Here is a 16,372-nt window from a genome sequence, read left to right as displayed (position 1 = left end):
CGGCCGTCAGCCGGCTCGGCGTATCTGACGCAGGATGGCCGGGTCGGTGATCTCGGCGTCGGCGGCGAGCAGGAATGCCTTGCTGAGGATCACCCCCAGCCGTTCGTCCTCGAACGGCAGGAACACCTTGCGCTCCTGCACCCGCCGCGCCGGGACGATGCACAGATAGGAGTCGTCCGGCTCCATCAGGATGTTCGCCGACCAGATATGGATCTTGTACGTGCGCAGGTCGCCGCGGACCACCAGAAAGCGTCCGTCGAGCGTGCAGCGGTCCGCGATCTTCAGCCGGGGCACGATCCGCTCCAGCACCTCCCGGCGGGCCAGCGCACTGCCGGGCAGCTCGGCGAACGCGGCCCGCTCCCAGTAGGCGCGCCCCGCACCGCCGTCGGCCCAGTCGGGGTCGGCGGCGATGGAGGTGACGCCGACGAAGAGGTCCACGTCGCGCATCGCCTCGCTGAACACCAGCGCGGGCACCTCGGCCAGCGGGGCCTCCCGCCACCCGTCCCGCGTACGGCGCTCGAAGCGGACCCGGTCGGTGGAGGCCAGCCGCTCCTCGGCCGTCCACTCGGCCTGCACGTACCGGAAGCAGGCCCGCCACTCGCCCCCGCCCAGGACGCGCTCGGCCTCGTCCTCGTCGCCCGGGTGCCACGGGTGGCCGCTCGTCCAGCCGCGGGCCCGGAACAGGGCGCGCATCCTCGGGTGGCGCACGAGGTGCGCGGCGAAGCGATGGGAGTGGACGCGGGTCTCCTCCTCCGCCGGGGTGAGCACGTAGATCTCGCGGAATGCCTGCTTGAACGGCTGCCGGACACGCGCCTCGGTCAGCAGGTCCCGCCACGCGCGCACCGCGTCGGGCTCGCAGCGCAGCGGATGCCACAGCCGCACCGCCGCGTCCTCGGGCGCCTCGGGCAGGTCCCCGGTCTCGGGCAGGACGGCCTGCCAGGTGCCCGGTGCGACCTCGACCTCCCAGATCAGCCGGCGTACGACGGACCGGGCGAGCGGATGTCCGGCCAGGTCCGTGCGCCACCGGCCGTAGGGATGCCGGACATCGGAGCTGAGCCCGGCCTCCAGAGCCCGCACGAGCGTGGCGAGATGGGCGTCCACCCGCTTCACCAGCTCCCGCAGCTCCTTGAGCGTCCCGCCCTGCTCGCGACGCACGGCGGCGGGCACCCCCCGCAGCCTGCGGCCGTCCTTCTCCCAGCCCAGCTCCGCCCCGTCCGCGACCGTGACGACCGCCGTGTACTGCCCGGCCTCGCGGCGCAGCACACCGTCGGGAGCAAAGCCGAGAGCCGGGAGCCGCAGCGCCACATCGGTGCGGTCGGCGAGGGCCGCGTCGATCTTCTTGAACACCTTGTCGAGCTGGTTGGGCACCCCGGCGTTCCGCACCACTCGGCGCACGGTGCGCAGCGCGGTGACCAGCTCGGGCGTCGGCCACTCCTGGGCGGCACGGGTGATCTCGTACAGCAGCGCCTGGGACGGCAGGGTCTTGGCGGTGGTGGGAGCGACGGCGATGCCGGGCAGCAGCCGGTCGAGCAGTCCCGGCAACCATCTCTCGTCCCGCACGAGCGCCACCCGCAGGGCGCGTCCGAGTGCGGCGACCTCCCTGCCGGTGAAGGCCCTGTCGGAGCGGTAGGGGACGCTGCCGCCCCGGATGGCGTCCGTGCGGTCGACGGCCGTCTCCAGCGCCCGCCGGGCGAAGCCGGTGTAGGCGGGGAGGCCGGCGATCCTCCGCCACGCATCCGGCAGGGGCGGCGGCGCGGTGACCGGTCGGTGGCGATCCGTCTCGGCGAGCAGCGCGAGCTCACCGGGAGCGAGCCCCGTCAGCACCGCCAGTTCGTCCTCGGCTAGGGGGTCACCGGCGTTGCTCAGCAGCCGTACGACCGTCCTCAGCTCCTCCCCGCCGGCGAGCACGCCGACGGTGAGCATCGCGAGCGGCCTGCCGTCCGCGTAGTCCTCCCGCAGGGCATGCCCGACCAGGAAGCGAGCAGGTCCGGCGAGGTCGGGCAGCGGCCCGGTGCAACGCGCCAACGAACCGACGCCCAGCGCGAGATCGGCCCACTCGCGCGTCTCGGTCCCCGCGACCAGTGCCTCGAACATCCGACGGCACGCGTCGGGTGTGTAGCGCGGCGAACGCTTCTCGCCCGCACTCTGGACGGCCAGACGGGTCGCCGTCATGCCGTGGGGCGACCCGGCGCGGACCGCGTATGCGGCCGGCATCAGGGTGCCCAGTTCCTCGTCGGAGACCAGCGCCAGGTCTCCGTACCGATCGGGGATCTCGTACTCCGGATCGGTCAGCGCGCGCATCAAGCGCTCGGCGGGCGTCATCGGGCATCCCCTCGCCGCTGCCACCGGCGGGGTGCACCGACCGGCACGGCGGCGAGGCCGTGCCGGTCACTGCGGGCGGGTGCGGTCACCCGGCTGTCTCGGAGCATGCCCGGATCATGGCAGAGGGCACTGACAACGCCGGGTGACGGCGGTTCAGCAGCCGGTGGCCCAGATGTGGGAGTCGCCCCTGTCGTTGGCCGTGCCGTTCGCGTGGACCTCCTGGCCGGGGGCGAGGCAGATGGTCATGCGCCCGCCCTGCCAGGCGGAGTCGTAGACCTGGACGTGGTCCTTGATGCCCGGCCCGGAGATGCCGTGGTTGGCCCAGGAGGAGTCCGCGTCGGCGATGTAGCCCTCCCACCAGCCGTCGTCGCCGGACCAGTTGGCACGCTGCCCTTGGTGATCGGTGTGCTCCCAGGCGCAGAAGTGGCCGCTCGGGCAGTCGGCGGCCGACGCCGTGGAGGCGGTGGCGAGGCTGGAACCGGCGGCGAGGAGCAGCGCGGCCGCCAGGAGGACGGGCTTCTTCATCGGGGACTGCCTTTCTCATCTGCGGACTGAAGGAGGGACCGGGCGGTGCGGACGGCGTGCGCCCGCAGTTCCCGGTAGGCGGTCCGTTCGCCTTCCGGGGCCCTGGACTTGAGGTTGTTGACGGTGGTCGAGGCGCGGAACCAGCGTTCCTGGTCGCCGTAGAGGCGCTGCTGGGCGCGGGCGAGGCAACCGTCGGTGTGCTGGCGGATCGTGTGGCCGCTGGGCAGCGTGAGGGAGAGCTCGGCGCGTCCGGTGCCGAACAACGCGTCACTGACCCGGCGCTGCTCGGCGACGCCGGGCGGCCCCTGCCCCGGCCGCGGCGGGGTGAGACCCTGACGCGCCAGACAACGGTCGGTGAGCAGGGCCTGTGCGGCCTTGACGGTGTCATCGGGCCCCAGCGCGACGGGACGCGGCGCAGCACACCCGGACAGAACGACGAGTGCTACGAAGGGAGCGGCAAAGGACGGGCGCAAGTAGACCCCGGAGCAAGATCAGTTGACGTCGGCTCCCACTCCTTCCCCAGGGACCGAAGACGCCAACCGGCGAATCACCTGGAACGGTGATAAGTCCTACAGCGCCCCCTCATCCGGAAAGCACCGCTTCACCACGGTGACCAGCTCCCGCAGACCAGCGGACGGCTCCCCCTCCCGCACGGCGAGCGAGGTCACCACGGCGGGCCCGGCCAGCGGCCGGATCACGACACCGGGCGCCGGGGGCAGCCCGGACACGTCGTAGAAGACGGTCCAGGACGGCGTCCCCACAGCGATCTCGGCCAGGGTCTCGCGCAGACTGGTGAAAGCGGGCCCCGGCACGGCGGTCACCCCGGCGTCGCGCAGAGCGTCGGTGACCAGGTCGTGGAACGGGGGATTGCGCTCGCGCGCGGCGAGCCTCAAGGGCAGCTCCGCGAGGTCACCGAGACCGAGGCGGGGACGCTCGGCAAGGGGATGCCGGGCAGGCACGGCGGCATAGAGCGGGTCCGTGCGCAGGGGAACGAGCCGCAGGCCAGGCGCCTCGACCACGGCCCGTACCAGGGCGGCATCGAGCCTGCCCTCCCGCACGGCGGCGAGCCGTTCCACCACCGGCAACCGCTGAAGGCGCACCTGGAGCCCCGGCCGTGTCTCGGCCAGCGCCGTCAGAGCACGATAGAGCCGGTCGCCGTGGATCGTGCCGAGGCGCAGAACGCCCACCGCGCCCTCGGAGATGCCGGCCGCCACCTCCCGGACCCGTTCGGCCGCCGCGAGAACCAGACGGGCCTCCGGCAGCAACCGCTCCCCCGCGGCCGACAGTCGCACACGCCGGGTCGACCGGTCGAAGAGCACCGCACCCAGCTCCCGCTCCAGCCTGCGGATCTGCTGACTCACCGCCGACTGCACGATGCCGATCCGCTCGGCGGCCCGTCCGAAGCCGCCCTCCTCGGCCACGGCCACGAAGTACCGCAACTGGCGCAGCTCCACTCCGCCACCCCCGATTCATCACGATCGCCGATCTCACTCAGCGCCAACTGCTCCTGGTTCACCGCCTGTTCCCACGGTCGAATGATCACGTCCCGACACACAGGAGCCCGACATGCACAAGCCCGTTGTCGCGCCCGCCCACCAGGCCGAGGTCGTCCCCCTCGCACACGGCGGCGCCTTCCACCTCCTCCTGGACGGCGAGGGCGCCCTGGGCGCCAACCGCCTCACGCTCCCCGCCGGCACCGACGGCGCCGCACCGCATCGCCACACACGAGCATCGGAACTCTTCTACCTGCTGACCGGCCGGCTGGAATTCCTGCTGGGCGACCAGACCCTCATGGCCACCGAGGGCGACCTGATCGTCGTCCCCCCGAACCTGGTGCACGCCTTCGGCACACCACCCGACACCCCGGCCGACGTACTGGTCGTCATGACCCCGGCGGTGAAGCGTTTCGACTACTTCCGCCTCCTGTCCCAGGTGTCCCTGGGACAGGAACCCCCAGAAAAGCTCCTGGCGGCCCAAACCCGGTTCGACGTCCACTTCACAGCGGACGCCACCTGGACAAGGCGACGCCGGACCCCCTGACCAGGGGGAGCCGCCGCACTCTGGCGCAGGCACCCACCCATGCGCTATACCTTCACCGCCTGATCGATTCTGCGCGCTAAGACGGCTTTTCAAGCATCTTCCATCACAGCGCAAGGGGAAGGGACCGCCATGACCGCTCCACCCCGTAGACCCAGAACCCGCCTGACCACCCTCGTAGGCACCACCCTGCTGGCCCTCCTGACGGCGACGGCCCAAGCCCTCCCCGCCGACGCGACCACAGCAACCAGGACGGCACCCCGGTCCACCGCCGGAACAACGATCGGCGACGTCACCGCCTTCGAGGCGAAGGGCGCCACCTACACCTTCACCGCCGCCCCCGCCAAGGCCCGCGTCAGCTTCGTCACGCAGGACACCTTCCGTATCGAGGTGGCCCCGGAGGGCACCTTCACCGACCCGGTGGGCGACGACATCGTGCTCCCCCAGGGCGCGCCGCCCACCACCCGGTGGGCCGACCGCGGCGACCACTACGAGCTGTCCACCGCTCAGGTCACCCTGCGCGCCTACACATCCCCCCTCCGCTTCGCCGCGTACCGCGCCGACGGCACCCTCCTGTGGGAGGAGTCCCGCGGCATCAGCTGGACCGGCACCTCCACCACCCAGACCCTCCGACGCGGCGCCACCGAGCAGTTCTACGGCCTGGGCGAGCAGAACGGCAGCGGCAACACCTCCCACCGCGGCAAGACCCTCGAAGTCGGCGTGGACTACAACTGGAACGAGGGCGGCCACCCCAACTCGGTCCCGTTCTACCTCTCCTCCTCGGGCTACGGCGTCTACCGCAACACCTACTCCCCCGGCACATACGCCTTCACCGACCCGGTCACCACCACCGAGCAGGAGAAGCGGTTCGACGCGTACTACTTCGCGGGCCGCACCGCGAAGGACGTCATCGGCCAGTACACCAAGCTCACCGGCCGCCCCATGATGCCGCCGATCTACGGCCTGGAGATCGGCGACTCCGACTGCTACCTGCACAACGCCAACCGCGGTGAACGGCACACCCTGGACGCCCTGAAGGTCGCCGACGAGTACGTCGAGCACGACATGCCGCTCGGCTGGATGCTGGTCAACGACGGCTACGGCTGCGGCTACGAGAACCTCGCCGAGACGGCGAAGGGCCTGAACGACCGCAAGATGGAACTGGGCCTGTGGACCGAGGACGGCCTGGACAAGCTCGCCGAGCAGGTGAAGGCCGGCCAGCGCGTCGCGAAGCTCGACGTCGCCTGGGTCGGCGAGGGCTACAAGTTCGCCCTGGACGGCTGCAAGGCCGCCCACCGCGGCATCGAGGAGAACAGCGACGCCCGCGGCTTCACCTGGGCCCCGGAAAGCTGGTCGGGAGCCCAGCGCTGCGGAGTGCAGTGGAGCGGCGACCAGTCCGGCAGCTGGGACTACATCCGCTGGCAGATCCCCACGTACGCCGGAGCCACCATGTCCGGCCTCGCCTACACCACCGGTGACGTGGACGGCATCTTCGGCGGCAGCCCCAAGACGTACGTCCGCGACCTCCAGTGGAAGGCGTTCCTGCCGGCCGTGATGACGATGGACGGCTGGGCCGCGAGCGACAAGCAGCCGTTCCGCCACGGGGAGCCGTACACCAGCATCAACCGCACGTACCTGAAGCTCAAGGAGTCCCTGCTGCCGTACATGTACACCTACGCGGCACAGGCGCACCGCGACGGCGTCGGCCCGGTCCGCCCCCTCGCGCTGGAGTACCCGGACGACCCGGTGGCCGCGACCGACGCCGCGAAACACGAGTTCCTGACCGGCGAGCACTTCCTCGTCGCGCCGGTGTACCGGGACACCACCGTGCGCGACGGCATCTATCTCCCCCGGGGCACCTGGATCGACTACTGGTCCGGCCGTACGTACGAGGGCCCGACCACCGTCGACGGCTACCAGGCACCCCTGGACACGCTCCCGCTGTTCGTCAGGGCCGGTGCCGCGATACCCATGTGGCCGGGCATCACCTCGTACCGCGACCGCACGGCGGACTCCCCGCTCGCCTGGGACGTCTATCCGCAGGGCCGTTCGTCGTTCACGCTCTACGAGGACGACGGAGTCACCCGGCAGCACCGCGCCGGCGAGTACGCAGAGCAGCGGGTCGAGGTCACCGCTCCTCGACACGGGCCCGGCCCGGTGAGCATCGACGTCGGCGCGAGCGTGGGCAGCTTCGACGGCAAGCAGACGACCCGCCCGTACCGCTTCACCGTGCACACCGGTTCCGCGCCGGAGCAGGTGCGGCTGGGCGACCGGACGCTGCCGCGCCACACCTCCGAGGCCGCGTTCGACGCGGCGGCCGAGGGCTGGTGGTACGACGCCGCCGACCGGGCGGGGGTCGTCCAGGTCAAGACGCGCGCCCTGAGCACGGCACGGGCACACCGGCTCGAACTGACCGGGACCAGCGCGGTGGGCGGCAGGGTGCCGGGCGCGACGGGAACCGTCACGGTCACCCAGCCCGCGGAGATCGGTGCCGGTACGCCCGCCGAGGTGGCGGTCGACTTCACGGCCGGACGCGCCGGCGCCGACGGTACGGAGGTGTCGCTGACCGCGCCGGACGGCTGGACCGTGTCGGCGGCACGGAGCGTCGGCCGCGTCGACCCGGGCCGGCGGGCGCGGGCCGAGTTCACCGTGACCCCGCCCGACGGTACGGCCGTCGGCGAGTCGGTGCTCACCGCCACCGCCCGGTACCGGGCCGCGGGCGAACCGCGGGTGACCGCCCAGCGGGCCGCCGTCCGCACGATGCCGAAGCCGCCGACGACGGACAGCTGGGCGAGCGATCTGCCGTGGCTGAAGTCGGCCAACGGCTGGGGGCCGCCGGAACGCGACCGCAGCAACGGCGAGCAGGGCGCCGCGGACGGGCGCACGCTCACCCTCGACGGCACCGCGTACGCCAAGGGCATCGGCGCGCACGCCGACTCGGACATCGAGTTCTGGCTGGGCGGGAAGTGCTCGTCGTTCACCGCGACGGTCGGCATCGACGACGAGATCAACGGCTACGGCGGCGTGTCCTTCGCGGTGGTCGCCGACGGGCGGCGGCTGTGGTCCTCGCCGACCGTCGACGGGCGGTCGGAGCCCGTCGAGGTGAACGTCCCGCTCGACGCGGCCCGCCATGTGAACCTTCTGGTCACCGACACGGACGGCACGAAGTCCGGGGACCACGGGGACTGGGCCGGGGCGATGTTCCACTGCTCGCCCTGACGGCGCGAGGGGTGCCGCCGCGCCCGGCGGCGGCACCCGTCAGCGGATCTCGTCAGCGGAACTCGTGCACGACCTCGATACGGCCCACGATGTGCGCGTTGAACTCCTCCAACTCCTCGGCGGGCACCCACAGTTCCAGGATCGTGCGGCCACCGGCCTGCTGGACCGGGTAGCGGCGCAGGAACTCGGAGTCGACCTCGAACCGCGTCACATAGCCCACGCCGCTCGCCGGGACGTTCCAGTCCCGGGCGATCCTGATGGCGTACTCCTCGTCGAGCACCGGATAGAAGATCGGCTGCTCGGGAAGGCGCGGCGGCCACGCCCGCCACTCCGACTCCCGGACCAGGTCGAGCTCCTCGGGGCCGGTGGGACGCCAGAGGGTGGTGGTGGCTCTCTGCTGCATACGGGGACCCTAGCGAACGGGCGTTCCGATGCTCACCGGGATTTCCGCACCCCCATGATCCCCAGCGGTCCGCGGACGACGGGCCGCCCCGGCTGATACCGCGGTCCGGTTATCATCGCGGCATGAACACCCACTGGCACGTCGTCCTTCCGCCCCCCTGCGCCTGACAGGCGCGGGACCCCGGCGGTAGTTGATCCCCCGGCCCCGGCCGGCCCTCAGGGCGGTCAGGGGTTGTTGTCGTGCGCCTGTTCCCGGATGGACTCCCAGACGCTTCGACGACGGAAGACACGACTGTGCCGAACCGCACTGCCGCCCCGACCCCCGCGCGCCCTGCCGAGGCCGGCCCGCGCGCGTCCCGCCACCGGCTGCTCGCCGGACCCGCTCCGATCCTCGTCTCGTCCGTGCTGTGGGGCACGACCGGGACCGCCGCCTCCATGGCCCCGGCCGGTGCCCCGGCGGCGGCCATCGGCTGCGCCGGGCTCGCGCTCGGCGGGCTGCTGCTGTTCCTCGCCTCCCGCGGAGCACGCGCCCTGCCCCGCGCCTGCTCGCCCCGCGAGCGGCGGATGCTCCTGCTGGGCGCGCTCGCGGTGGCCGGGTATCCGGTCACCTTCTATCCGGCGGTGCACCGCACCGGCGTCGCCGTGGCCACGGTCATCGCACTGGGCAGCGCGCCGGTGTTCGCCGGAGTGCTGGCATGGCTCACCGGTCGGGGACGGCCCACGGCACGCTGGACCGCCGCCACCTCGGCCACCGTCCTGGGCTGTGCCCTGCTGGTCCTGGGCCCGGCCCTGTCCGGGCACGCGGAACCGGTGGACCTGGCGGGCGCGGCGCTCGCGGTGTGCGCCGGACTGTCGTACGCCGGCTACGCGCTGATCGGCGGGCGGCTGATCACCGGCGGCCACGCCTCCGGCGCGGTGATGGGCGTGCTCTTCGGGGCCGCCGGTGTGCTGGTCGTGCCGCTCGTCCTGGCCCTCGGCACGCGGTGGCTGGCCTCCTGGCAGGGGGCGGGGGTGGCGGTGTACCTCGCCGTGTTCACCGTCTGCCTCGCCTATCTGCTCTTCGGTCACGGGCTGCGCCGCACGTCCGCCTCGGTGGCCACGACCCTGACGCTGGCCGAGCCCGCCGTCGCGGCGGTGCTCGGCGTCGCCGTCCTCGGGGAACGGCTGCCGTCCCTCTCCTGGTGCGGGCTGGCCGTCCTGGCGGCGGGCCTGATCCTGCTGACCGCACCCGTCGGCGGGCGGCGCCGGCGACCGGCCGCGTGACCTGGGCGGTGCCCCGTCGATCCGGCGTCGCCGAGAGGGCTCGCGGTCCGGGGGCCGTCTCCTGAACCGGCCGGGCCCGGCCGCGGTCCGGCCGGGCCCGGAGGCACGTCAACCCGCCGCGCAGGCGGCGCCGTTGAGCGTGAACGCGGTCGGGGCGGTGTTGGTCGCGCCCTTGGTGCCGACGAAGCCGACGGTGACCGAGCCGTTCGCGGCGATGGTGGAGGTGTAGGAGACGGGGGTGACCGTCACCGCGCCGCCGGTGGTCTGGGCGGGGGTGCCGCCCCACATGTTCGAGATCGTCTGACCGTCGGCGAACCGGAAGCCGAGCGTCCAGCCGTTGACGGCGGCCGAGCCGGTGTTGCGGACGACGATCTCGCCCTGGAAGCCGCCGGGCCACTCGCCGACCACGCGGTAGGCGACCGCGCAGGAGCCCGCCGGTGTGCTGCGAGTGGTGACGTTCACCGTCGCCGAGCGGGGCGAGCGGTTGCCCGCGGCGTCCTTGGCGTAGACGGCGAAGGTGTACGTCGTGTTCGCGGTGAGGCCGGTGACGGTGGCCGAGGTGGTGGTGGTCGCGGCGGCCGTGGTCTCGGCGCCGCCGCTGACGCGGACCACCTCATAGCCGGTCACGCCGACGTCGTCGGTGGCCGCGGGCCAGGTCAGGGTGGCGGAGGTGGCGGTGACCGCCGAGGCGGCCGGGGTGCCGGGGGCGGTCGGCGGCCGGGTGTCGCCGGGGGCGCCGCCGAATATCGTGGCCTCTTTCGAGGTCTGGGCGATGCCGTTGACACCGTGGAAGATGCGCCGGCCCCAGGAGCTGAGCCGCGCCGGGTCGAAGTCGACGGCCAGGTCCAGGACCGGGTCGGTGTTGCCGCTCCAGGACCAGGCCAGATAGCCGAGGTCGAGTCGCTCGGCCTCGGCCAGCATCGTGTTCTCGTCCGGGTCGCCCCACTGGTCGGCCGGGCCGCCGAACTCACCGATGACCAGGGGGAGTCCGGCGTCGACGAAGGCGGTCAGATAGTCGGTGATCTCCTGCGCGGTGTCGAAGACGCTGTACATGTGGATGGAGAAGATCAGGTTGCCGGTGGGGTCGGCGTCGTACACCGTGCGGGCGTTGGCCCGCATGACGCCCTGCCAGTCCTGGCCCCAGTTGGGCGCGTCCACCATGATGGTGTGCGCGAACCCGGCGGCTCGCAGCTTCTTGACGGCCGCGATCGTGGGGTCGGTCCAGCCGGCCGGGTTCGTGTTGCCCCAGGGCTCGTTGCCGATGTTGACGATGACGTAGTCCTCCTGGCCGGCCAGCACGTCCTTGAGGCTGATCCAGTAGTCGGCCGCGTGGTCGAGGGTGCCGGCCGCGGCCTCCTCGCCGTAGCCGGTGGTGTCGTGCACCTCCAGCACGCAGATCAGGCGGTTGGCCTTGCAGCGCTCGATCACGGCCGCCACGTCGGCGGCGCTGTTGCGGGTCCAGCGGTGGCCGTCGGAGAGGACCACGCGGACGGTGTTGGCGCCGAGCGCCTTGACGTCCGCCCAGGACTGCGTCTCGCCGGTGTACCAGGTGTGGGCGTGGTTGACGCCCCGCATGACGAAGTCGTTGCCGTTGCCCTCGACCAGCCGGCCACCGCTGATGTGCAGGCCGGTGGCCCGGGCGCCGGGCGGCTGCTGCTGGGCGGCGGCGGGGGCGAGCGTGCCGAGGAGGGCCAGCCCGAGGACGGCGGCCAGCAGGGCGAGTAAACGGGTCAGGAGGCGGAGTGTACGGCTCGTCGGTCTCACGGCTACTCCAGTAAGCGGTTACCGATGGGAGTGTGGGAGCGCTCCCATGAACCCACTTGTGCCAAGGACACGTCAAGACGCGTGCGCGGATCGCGCCGCCGGGGCGGTTTGCCTGAACCCCGCGAGCCGCCCACAATCCCCCCATGAACAGGGAGGGAGGCCGATGGCACGCGCGGGACTGACCGCCGAACGCCTGACCCGGGCGGGAGCGGAACTGGCCGACGAGGTCGGCTTCGAGCAGGTCACCGTGTCCGCGGTCGCCAGGCGGTTCGATGTCAAGGCCGCGAGTCTGTACTCGCATGTGAAGAGCTCGCAGGACCTGAAGACCCGGATCGCGCTGCTCGCCCTGGAGGAGCTGGCCGACCGCGCGTCCGCGGCTCTGGCGGGCCGGGCCGGCAAGGACGCCCTGCGCGCCCTCGCCGACGTCTACCGCGACTACGCCCGCGAGCACCCCGGCCGCTATGCCGCGACCCGGCTGCCCCTGGACCCGCAGACGGCGGCCGCGAGCGCCGGGGTGCGGCACGCGCAGATGGCCCGGGCGCTGCTGCGCGGCTACGACCTGTCGGAGCCCGACCAGACGCACGCGGTACGGCTGCTGGGCAGCGTCTTCCACGGCTACATCAGCCTGGAGCTGGGCGGCGGCTTCAGCCACAGCACGCCGGACACCGAGGAGACATGGAGCCGGATCCTGGACGCCGTGGACGCGCTGTTGCGCAACTGGCCGGAGGCGGGGGCGCCTGTCGGCGGGTCCGGGGGCTGACGGGCCGGCCGGAGCCCAGGGCCTGGGCCCCGTCGGCGGACCTCTGGACGCCGGGACGCCGGTAGGTCCAGCCGGCCGTCGCGGTCAGGCGGCCGGCACCGGGAACAGCAGGCAACTGCTCGTCGCGTGGGCGAGCAGCCGGTCCTTCTCGTCCACGAGCGTGGCCTCGGCGAGCGCGGTCTGGCGGGTGCTGTTGACGACCCGGCCGACGGCCCGCACACGGCCGGTGTCGAGCGTCACCCGGCGCAGGAACTTCACGCTCAGGTCGAGCGAGGTGTACCCCATGCCCGCGGGCAGCAGGCTCTGCACGGCACAGCCCGCCGCGGAGTCCAGGAGCGTGGCGTAGACACCGCCGTGGACGCTGCCGATCGGGTTGTAGTGCTCCTCCCCCGGCTCCAGGGAGAACACCGCCCGGCCGTGCTCGACCTCGTCCAGGGTGAAGCCGAGCGTGGCCGCGATCGGCGGGGGCGGCAGCTCGCCCGCCAGGATGTCGCGCAGCAGCTCCAGACCGCTGCCCCGGCCGACGGCCGCGGCCGTGATCCCGGGGTCCTGCCACTCGTACGTGCGTGTCCGTCCCATGCTGAGCTGCCCCTCCTCGGCTGACTTCGTCGAACGAAGCTAGCTGTGCGATCAGCTGGCTGTCAACGACGAAGTCAGGGCCCTACGATGGCGGCATGGACTGGCTGGAGACGAGCCCGGAGAACTGCCCCGTGCAACGCACGCTCGAAGTGGTGGGCGAGAAGTGGACGCTGCAGATCCTGCGGGACGCCGCCAACGGGGTGCGCCGGTTCGAGGACTTCCGCCGGCACATGGGGCTGTCGGAGGCGGTACTGAGCGACCGGCTGCGCAAGCTGACCTCGGCCGGGATCCTCAGGACGGTTCCGTACCAGGAGCCGGGCAGCCGGGCGCGCCACGAGTACCGGCTCACCCGCAAGGGCTGGGACCTGTGGCCGGTCCTGATGGCGCTCGGCCAGTGGGGCGAGACGTACGCCGGTGAGCCCGAGGGGCCGGTGCTCGACATCCGGCACGGCGCGTGCGGGTCGCCGGTGCGGGTCGTGGTGGAGTGCTGTGCCGAGCAGACGGCGCTGACGCCGAGGGACGTGGTCGCGCGGCCGGGTCCGGGGGCGCGACCGATGGCCTGACCTCCGGGTCGGTCGGCCGCCTGTTCGCCGGTGCCGGCGCCCAGCTCACGCCTGCGGCGCGCGGCCGCCGCCACGGCGTCCCGGAACGCGGGGCCGACGCCCTCCGCGATCAGGGTGCCCGCCGGCGCCCGCGTGACGTCAGGAGGCGTCCTCGTCCGTGAGCCGTGCCAGTTCCCGCGCGGCGCGTTCGGCGGCGCGATGGGCCTGCCGGGCCGCCTGGGCGGCCTCCTTCGCGGCGGCGTCGGCCTCGGTGGCCGCGGCGCGGGCCTCGCGCCGGGCGGTGCGGGCCTCGCGCAGCTCCTCCTCCAGCCGGGCGACACGCTCCTCGGCCTCGGCGACCCGCTCCTGCGCCGCCTGCCGGGCCTCCTCGGCGGCCTCGCGCTCCCGCTGCCACCGACGGGCCTCCGCGGCGGCCTCCTGCTCGGCGGCACGGGCCTTCGCGAGCCGTTGCCGGCGCTCGGCGTCCTGGCGGGCGGCGCGGGCGGAGGGGGCCTTGCCCGCGGCGGCCCGACCGGTGGGCGGGCGCTCAGCCGCCGTGGCGCGCTTGTCGGTGCCGGGGCGCCGCCCGGCCGTACCGCCGGTCCCGGTGCCGGGGCGCCGCGCCGCCGTATCGCCCGTGCCCCTGCCGCCCCGCGCTTCGGTCTGCCCCTCGTCGGCCCCTGGGCCCTCCTCCCCGTCCGCCCGTTCCCTGACGGCCGCGCGCCGGGCCACTGCCTCGGGGGCCACCGTGCCGAAGCCGAACGATGCCTCGGGTGTCCTGGCGAGGGTCGCGGTGGCCCACTGCTCGGAGATGTCCGGGTCGGCGAGGACGGCGTGGAAGATCTGTTCGAGCTCGCGTCGGGCGGCTTCGCCGAGGGGGTGCCCGGCGTCCCGGGCGAGGGTGGCGGTCTCGCGTGCGAGGGCGCCGATCACCCGGTGCTGCTCGGCCGCGGCGCCGCGCAGGGCGTCCGCGTCGAGGGTGCGATGGGCCTCGCGCAGGGTCTCGCCGAGCGCCCGCAGCCGTTCGGCGTCCCGGGGGCGCTGCCGGACGAAGAGGTTGGAGGCCCAGGCCGCGACGGTGGGGCGGCGCAGCGCGGCGATCCGTCGCGCCGCGGCGGTGTCCTTGGCCTTGCGGGCGCGCGCGGCTCGGTCGTCGCGCGCGGCGACGAACTCCTCGGGTCTGAGCCCGTACAGCTCCCGGACGATCTCCTCGACATCCACTCCCCCACCATCGGCCGCCCGCCGCCGCGGCGGCACCGGGCGCATCCGGTGGGCGTACGCCGGTCACCCGGGCGGCGGTCACGGCGCAGCCGCCCGCTCTGGCCCGCGGGAGCGGGGGGCGGCCACCGGCCACGGCCCGCGCACCGGGGCTCCGGCCGCCGTACGACCACGGCCCCCCACCGTGCGGCGACGGTGGAGGGCCGGTGCTGCGGCGGGCGAGAAGGTCAGACCTGCGCGGCCGGGAAGGTCGGGTACTCCACCCCGGTCACGTGCTGGACGACGCGGACGACCTGGCAGGAGTAGCCGAACTCGTTGTCGTACCAGAGGTAGAGGATCGCGTTGTCGCCCTCCACCTTCAGCGCGCCCGCGTCGACGATCGAGGCGTGGCGGGAGCCGATGAAGTCGCTGGAGACCGCGTCGGGGGCGCTGATGAAGTCGATCTGGCGGCGCAGCGGCGACGTCAGCGACACCTCGCGCAGGTGCTCCAGGACCTCCTCGCGGGTGGTCTCGCGGGCGAGCTGGAGGTTGAGGATCGCGATCGAGACGTCCGGCACGGGCACGCGGATGGAGCTGCCGGTGATGCGCGCCTTGAGGTCGGGCAGCGCCTTGGCGACGGCGGAGGCGGCGCCGGTCTCGGTGATGACCATGTTGAGCGGCGCGGAGCGGCCCCGGCGCTCGGACTTGTGGTAGTTGTCCAGCAGGTTCTGGTCGTTGGTGAACGAGTGGACGGTCTCCACGTGGCCGCGCAGCACGCCGTACTCGTCGTCCATCGCCTTCAGCGGCGGGACGATCGCGTTGGTGGTGCAGGAGGCGCAGGACAGGATCTGCTCGTCCGGCTTGATCGTGTCGTGGTTGACGCCGTGCACGATGTTCGGGACGTCGCCCTTGCCGGGGGCGGTCAGGACGACCTTGTCGATGCCGGGGCGCAGGTGCTGGGACAGGCCCTCGCGGTCCCGCCACTTGCCCGTGTTGTCGATGAGGATGGCGTCCTTGATGCCGTACGCCGTGTAGTCGACCTCCGACGGGTCGTTGGCGTAGATCACCTTGATCTCGTTGCCGTTGGCGACGATGGTGCTGTTCGCCTCGTCGACCGTGATCGTGCCCTGGAACTGGCCGTGGATGGAGTCGCGGCGCAGCAGCGAGGCGCGCTTGACGATGTCCTGGTCGCCGCCTCCGCGCACCACGATGGCGCGCAGCCGCAGGCCGTTGCCGGAGCCGGACTTCTCGATCAGCAGGCGGGCGACGAGGCGGCCGATGCGGCCGAAGCCGTACAGGACGACGTCGCGGCCCTCGCCGCGCTCGATCTTGTTGGCGCCGGTGGCGCCGGCGACGGCCTCGGCGGTGAACTCGGCGATCGACAGACCGCGGTCGTCGGCCTTGTAGGTCGCGGCCAGCATGCCGATGTCGATCTGGGAGGGGCCGAGGTCGAGGGTGGTCAGGGCCTCGAGGAAGGGCATCGTCTCGGTGACCGAGAGCTCCTCGCCGGCGATCTGGCGGGCGAACCGGTGCGTCTTGAGGATGCTGACCACCGACTTGTTCACCAAGGAGCGGCTGTGCAGCAGGACGGTCACGTCCCGCTCACGGTGCAGCTTCCCGATGATCGGGATCATCGACTCCGCGATCTCCTCGCGGTTCTTCCAGTTGGTGAACGAGTCGTCGTTGACAGTCACAGTCTTCACTTTCGAGCTAGACGGCGCTCATATGCTAACCCCATCGGATTCCGGCCGTTCAAGGGGTG

Annotated in this window: 14 protein-coding genes; 5 read left to right on the top strand and 9 right to left on the bottom strand. The window is 72.9% G+C overall.

Features of this window, described 5'->3' with window-relative positions; translation table 11 throughout:
* Window positions 1-6: 6 nt before the first annotated feature.
* The 4 genes from ACSU6M_RS30955 to ACSU6M_RS30940 form a co-directional block, all read right to left on the bottom strand.
* Window positions 7-2,322: a DUF4132 domain-containing protein gene (locus ACSU6M_RS30955; RefSeq protein WP_437074182.1), complete on the bottom strand. Its 2,316-nt coding sequence runs from the start codon at window positions 2,320-2,322 to the stop codon at window positions 7-9.
* Window positions 2,323-2,475: 153 nt separating this feature from the next.
* Window positions 2,476-2,847, bottom strand: coding sequence for a peptidase inhibitor family I36 protein (locus ACSU6M_RS30950; protein ID WP_437074180.1), 372 nt, complete (start codon window positions 2,845-2,847; stop codon window positions 2,476-2,478).
* Entirely contained in the window at window positions 2,844-3,110 is a 267-nt protein-coding gene (locus tag ACSU6M_RS30945; protein WP_437074179.1) for a hypothetical protein, read from the bottom strand. Before ACSU6M_RS30945 ends, ACSU6M_RS30950 begins: the two co-directional genes overlap by 4 nt.
* Before the next feature lie 306 nt (window positions 3,111-3,416).
* A complete protein-coding gene (locus ACSU6M_RS30940; protein ID WP_437074177.1) occupies window positions 3,417-4,301 on the bottom strand; it encodes a LysR family transcriptional regulator in 885 nt (294 codons plus the stop codon).
* 112 nt (window positions 4,302-4,413) lie between these two features.
* On the opposite strand from ACSU6M_RS30940, the gene ACSU6M_RS30935 reads away from it, so the two are divergent.
* Both ACSU6M_RS30935 and ACSU6M_RS30930 read left to right on the top strand, forming a co-directional pair.
* Window positions 4,414-4,887: a cupin domain-containing protein gene (locus ACSU6M_RS30935; RefSeq protein WP_437074175.1), complete on the top strand. Its 474-nt coding sequence runs from the start codon at window positions 4,414-4,416 to the stop codon at window positions 4,885-4,887.
* Between the two features lie 129 nt (window positions 4,888-5,016).
* Window positions 5,017-8,103, top strand: a complete 3,087-nt coding sequence (locus ACSU6M_RS30930) for an NPCBM/NEW2 domain-containing protein (protein ID WP_437074173.1) — start codon at window positions 5,017-5,019, stop codon at window positions 8,101-8,103.
* A 52-nt stretch (window positions 8,104-8,155) separates the two neighbouring features.
* On the opposite strand, the gene ACSU6M_RS30925 is transcribed toward ACSU6M_RS30930, so the two are convergent.
* Entirely contained in the window at window positions 8,156-8,506 is a 351-nt protein-coding gene (locus tag ACSU6M_RS30925; protein ID WP_437074171.1) for a hypothetical protein, read from the bottom strand.
* A gap of 293 nt (window positions 8,507-8,799) precedes the next feature.
* Here ACSU6M_RS30925 and ACSU6M_RS30920 point away from each other — a divergent pair, with 293 nt between their 5' ends.
* Complete coding sequence (locus ACSU6M_RS30920; RefSeq protein WP_437074170.1) at window positions 8,800-9,768, top strand: DMT family transporter; 969 nt, start codon at window positions 8,800-8,802, stop codon at window positions 9,766-9,768.
* A 108-nt stretch (window positions 9,769-9,876) separates the two neighbouring features.
* Here ACSU6M_RS30920 and ACSU6M_RS30915 read toward each other — a convergent pair whose 3' ends face one another.
* Window positions 9,877-11,532 carry a cellulase family glycosylhydrolase gene (locus ACSU6M_RS30915; RefSeq protein WP_437074169.1) on the bottom strand — a complete coding sequence of 552 codons (1,656 nt, stop codon included), beginning with the start codon at window positions 11,530-11,532 and terminating at the stop codon, window positions 9,877-9,879.
* Between the two features lie 163 nt (window positions 11,533-11,695).
* On the opposite strand from ACSU6M_RS30915, the gene ACSU6M_RS30910 reads away from it, so the two are divergent.
* A complete protein-coding gene (locus tag ACSU6M_RS30910) occupies window positions 11,696-12,292 on the top strand; it encodes a TetR/AcrR family transcriptional regulator (protein WP_437074167.1) in 597 nt (198 codons plus the stop codon).
* 84 nt (window positions 12,293-12,376) lie between these two features.
* Here the strand turns inward: ACSU6M_RS30910 and ACSU6M_RS30905 are convergent, their stop codons facing one another.
* A complete protein-coding gene (locus ACSU6M_RS30905) occupies window positions 12,377-12,871 on the bottom strand; it encodes a PaaI family thioesterase (protein ID WP_437074165.1) in 495 nt (164 codons plus the stop codon).
* A 95-nt stretch (window positions 12,872-12,966) separates the two neighbouring features.
* Between ACSU6M_RS30905 and ACSU6M_RS30900 the strand changes: the two genes are divergently transcribed.
* A complete protein-coding gene (locus ACSU6M_RS30900) occupies window positions 12,967-13,434 on the top strand; it encodes a winged helix-turn-helix transcriptional regulator (RefSeq protein ID WP_437074163.1) in 468 nt (155 codons plus the stop codon).
* A 138-nt stretch (window positions 13,435-13,572) separates the two neighbouring features.
* On the opposite strand, the gene ACSU6M_RS30895 is transcribed toward ACSU6M_RS30900, so the two are convergent.
* Together ACSU6M_RS30895 and ACSU6M_RS30890 are read right to left on the bottom strand one after the other, a co-directional pair.
* A complete protein-coding gene (locus ACSU6M_RS30895; RefSeq protein ID WP_437074161.1) occupies window positions 13,573-14,634 on the bottom strand; it encodes a hypothetical protein in 1,062 nt (353 codons plus the stop codon).
* Window positions 14,635-14,858: 224 nt separating this feature from the next.
* Window positions 14,859-16,304 (bottom strand): glyceraldehyde-3-phosphate dehydrogenase, encoded by a 1,446-nt coding sequence (locus ACSU6M_RS30890; protein WP_437074160.1) that lies wholly within the window; start codon window positions 16,302-16,304, stop codon window positions 14,859-14,861.
* Window positions 16,305-16,372: the final 68 nt, after the last annotated feature.

It is taken from the genome of Streptomyces sp. enrichment culture (assembly GCF_964272895.1).
Classification (GTDB): Bacteria; Actinomycetota; Actinomycetes; order Streptomycetales; family Streptomycetaceae; genus Streptomyces.
This window is presented reverse-complemented; position numbering and strand designations above follow the sequence as displayed.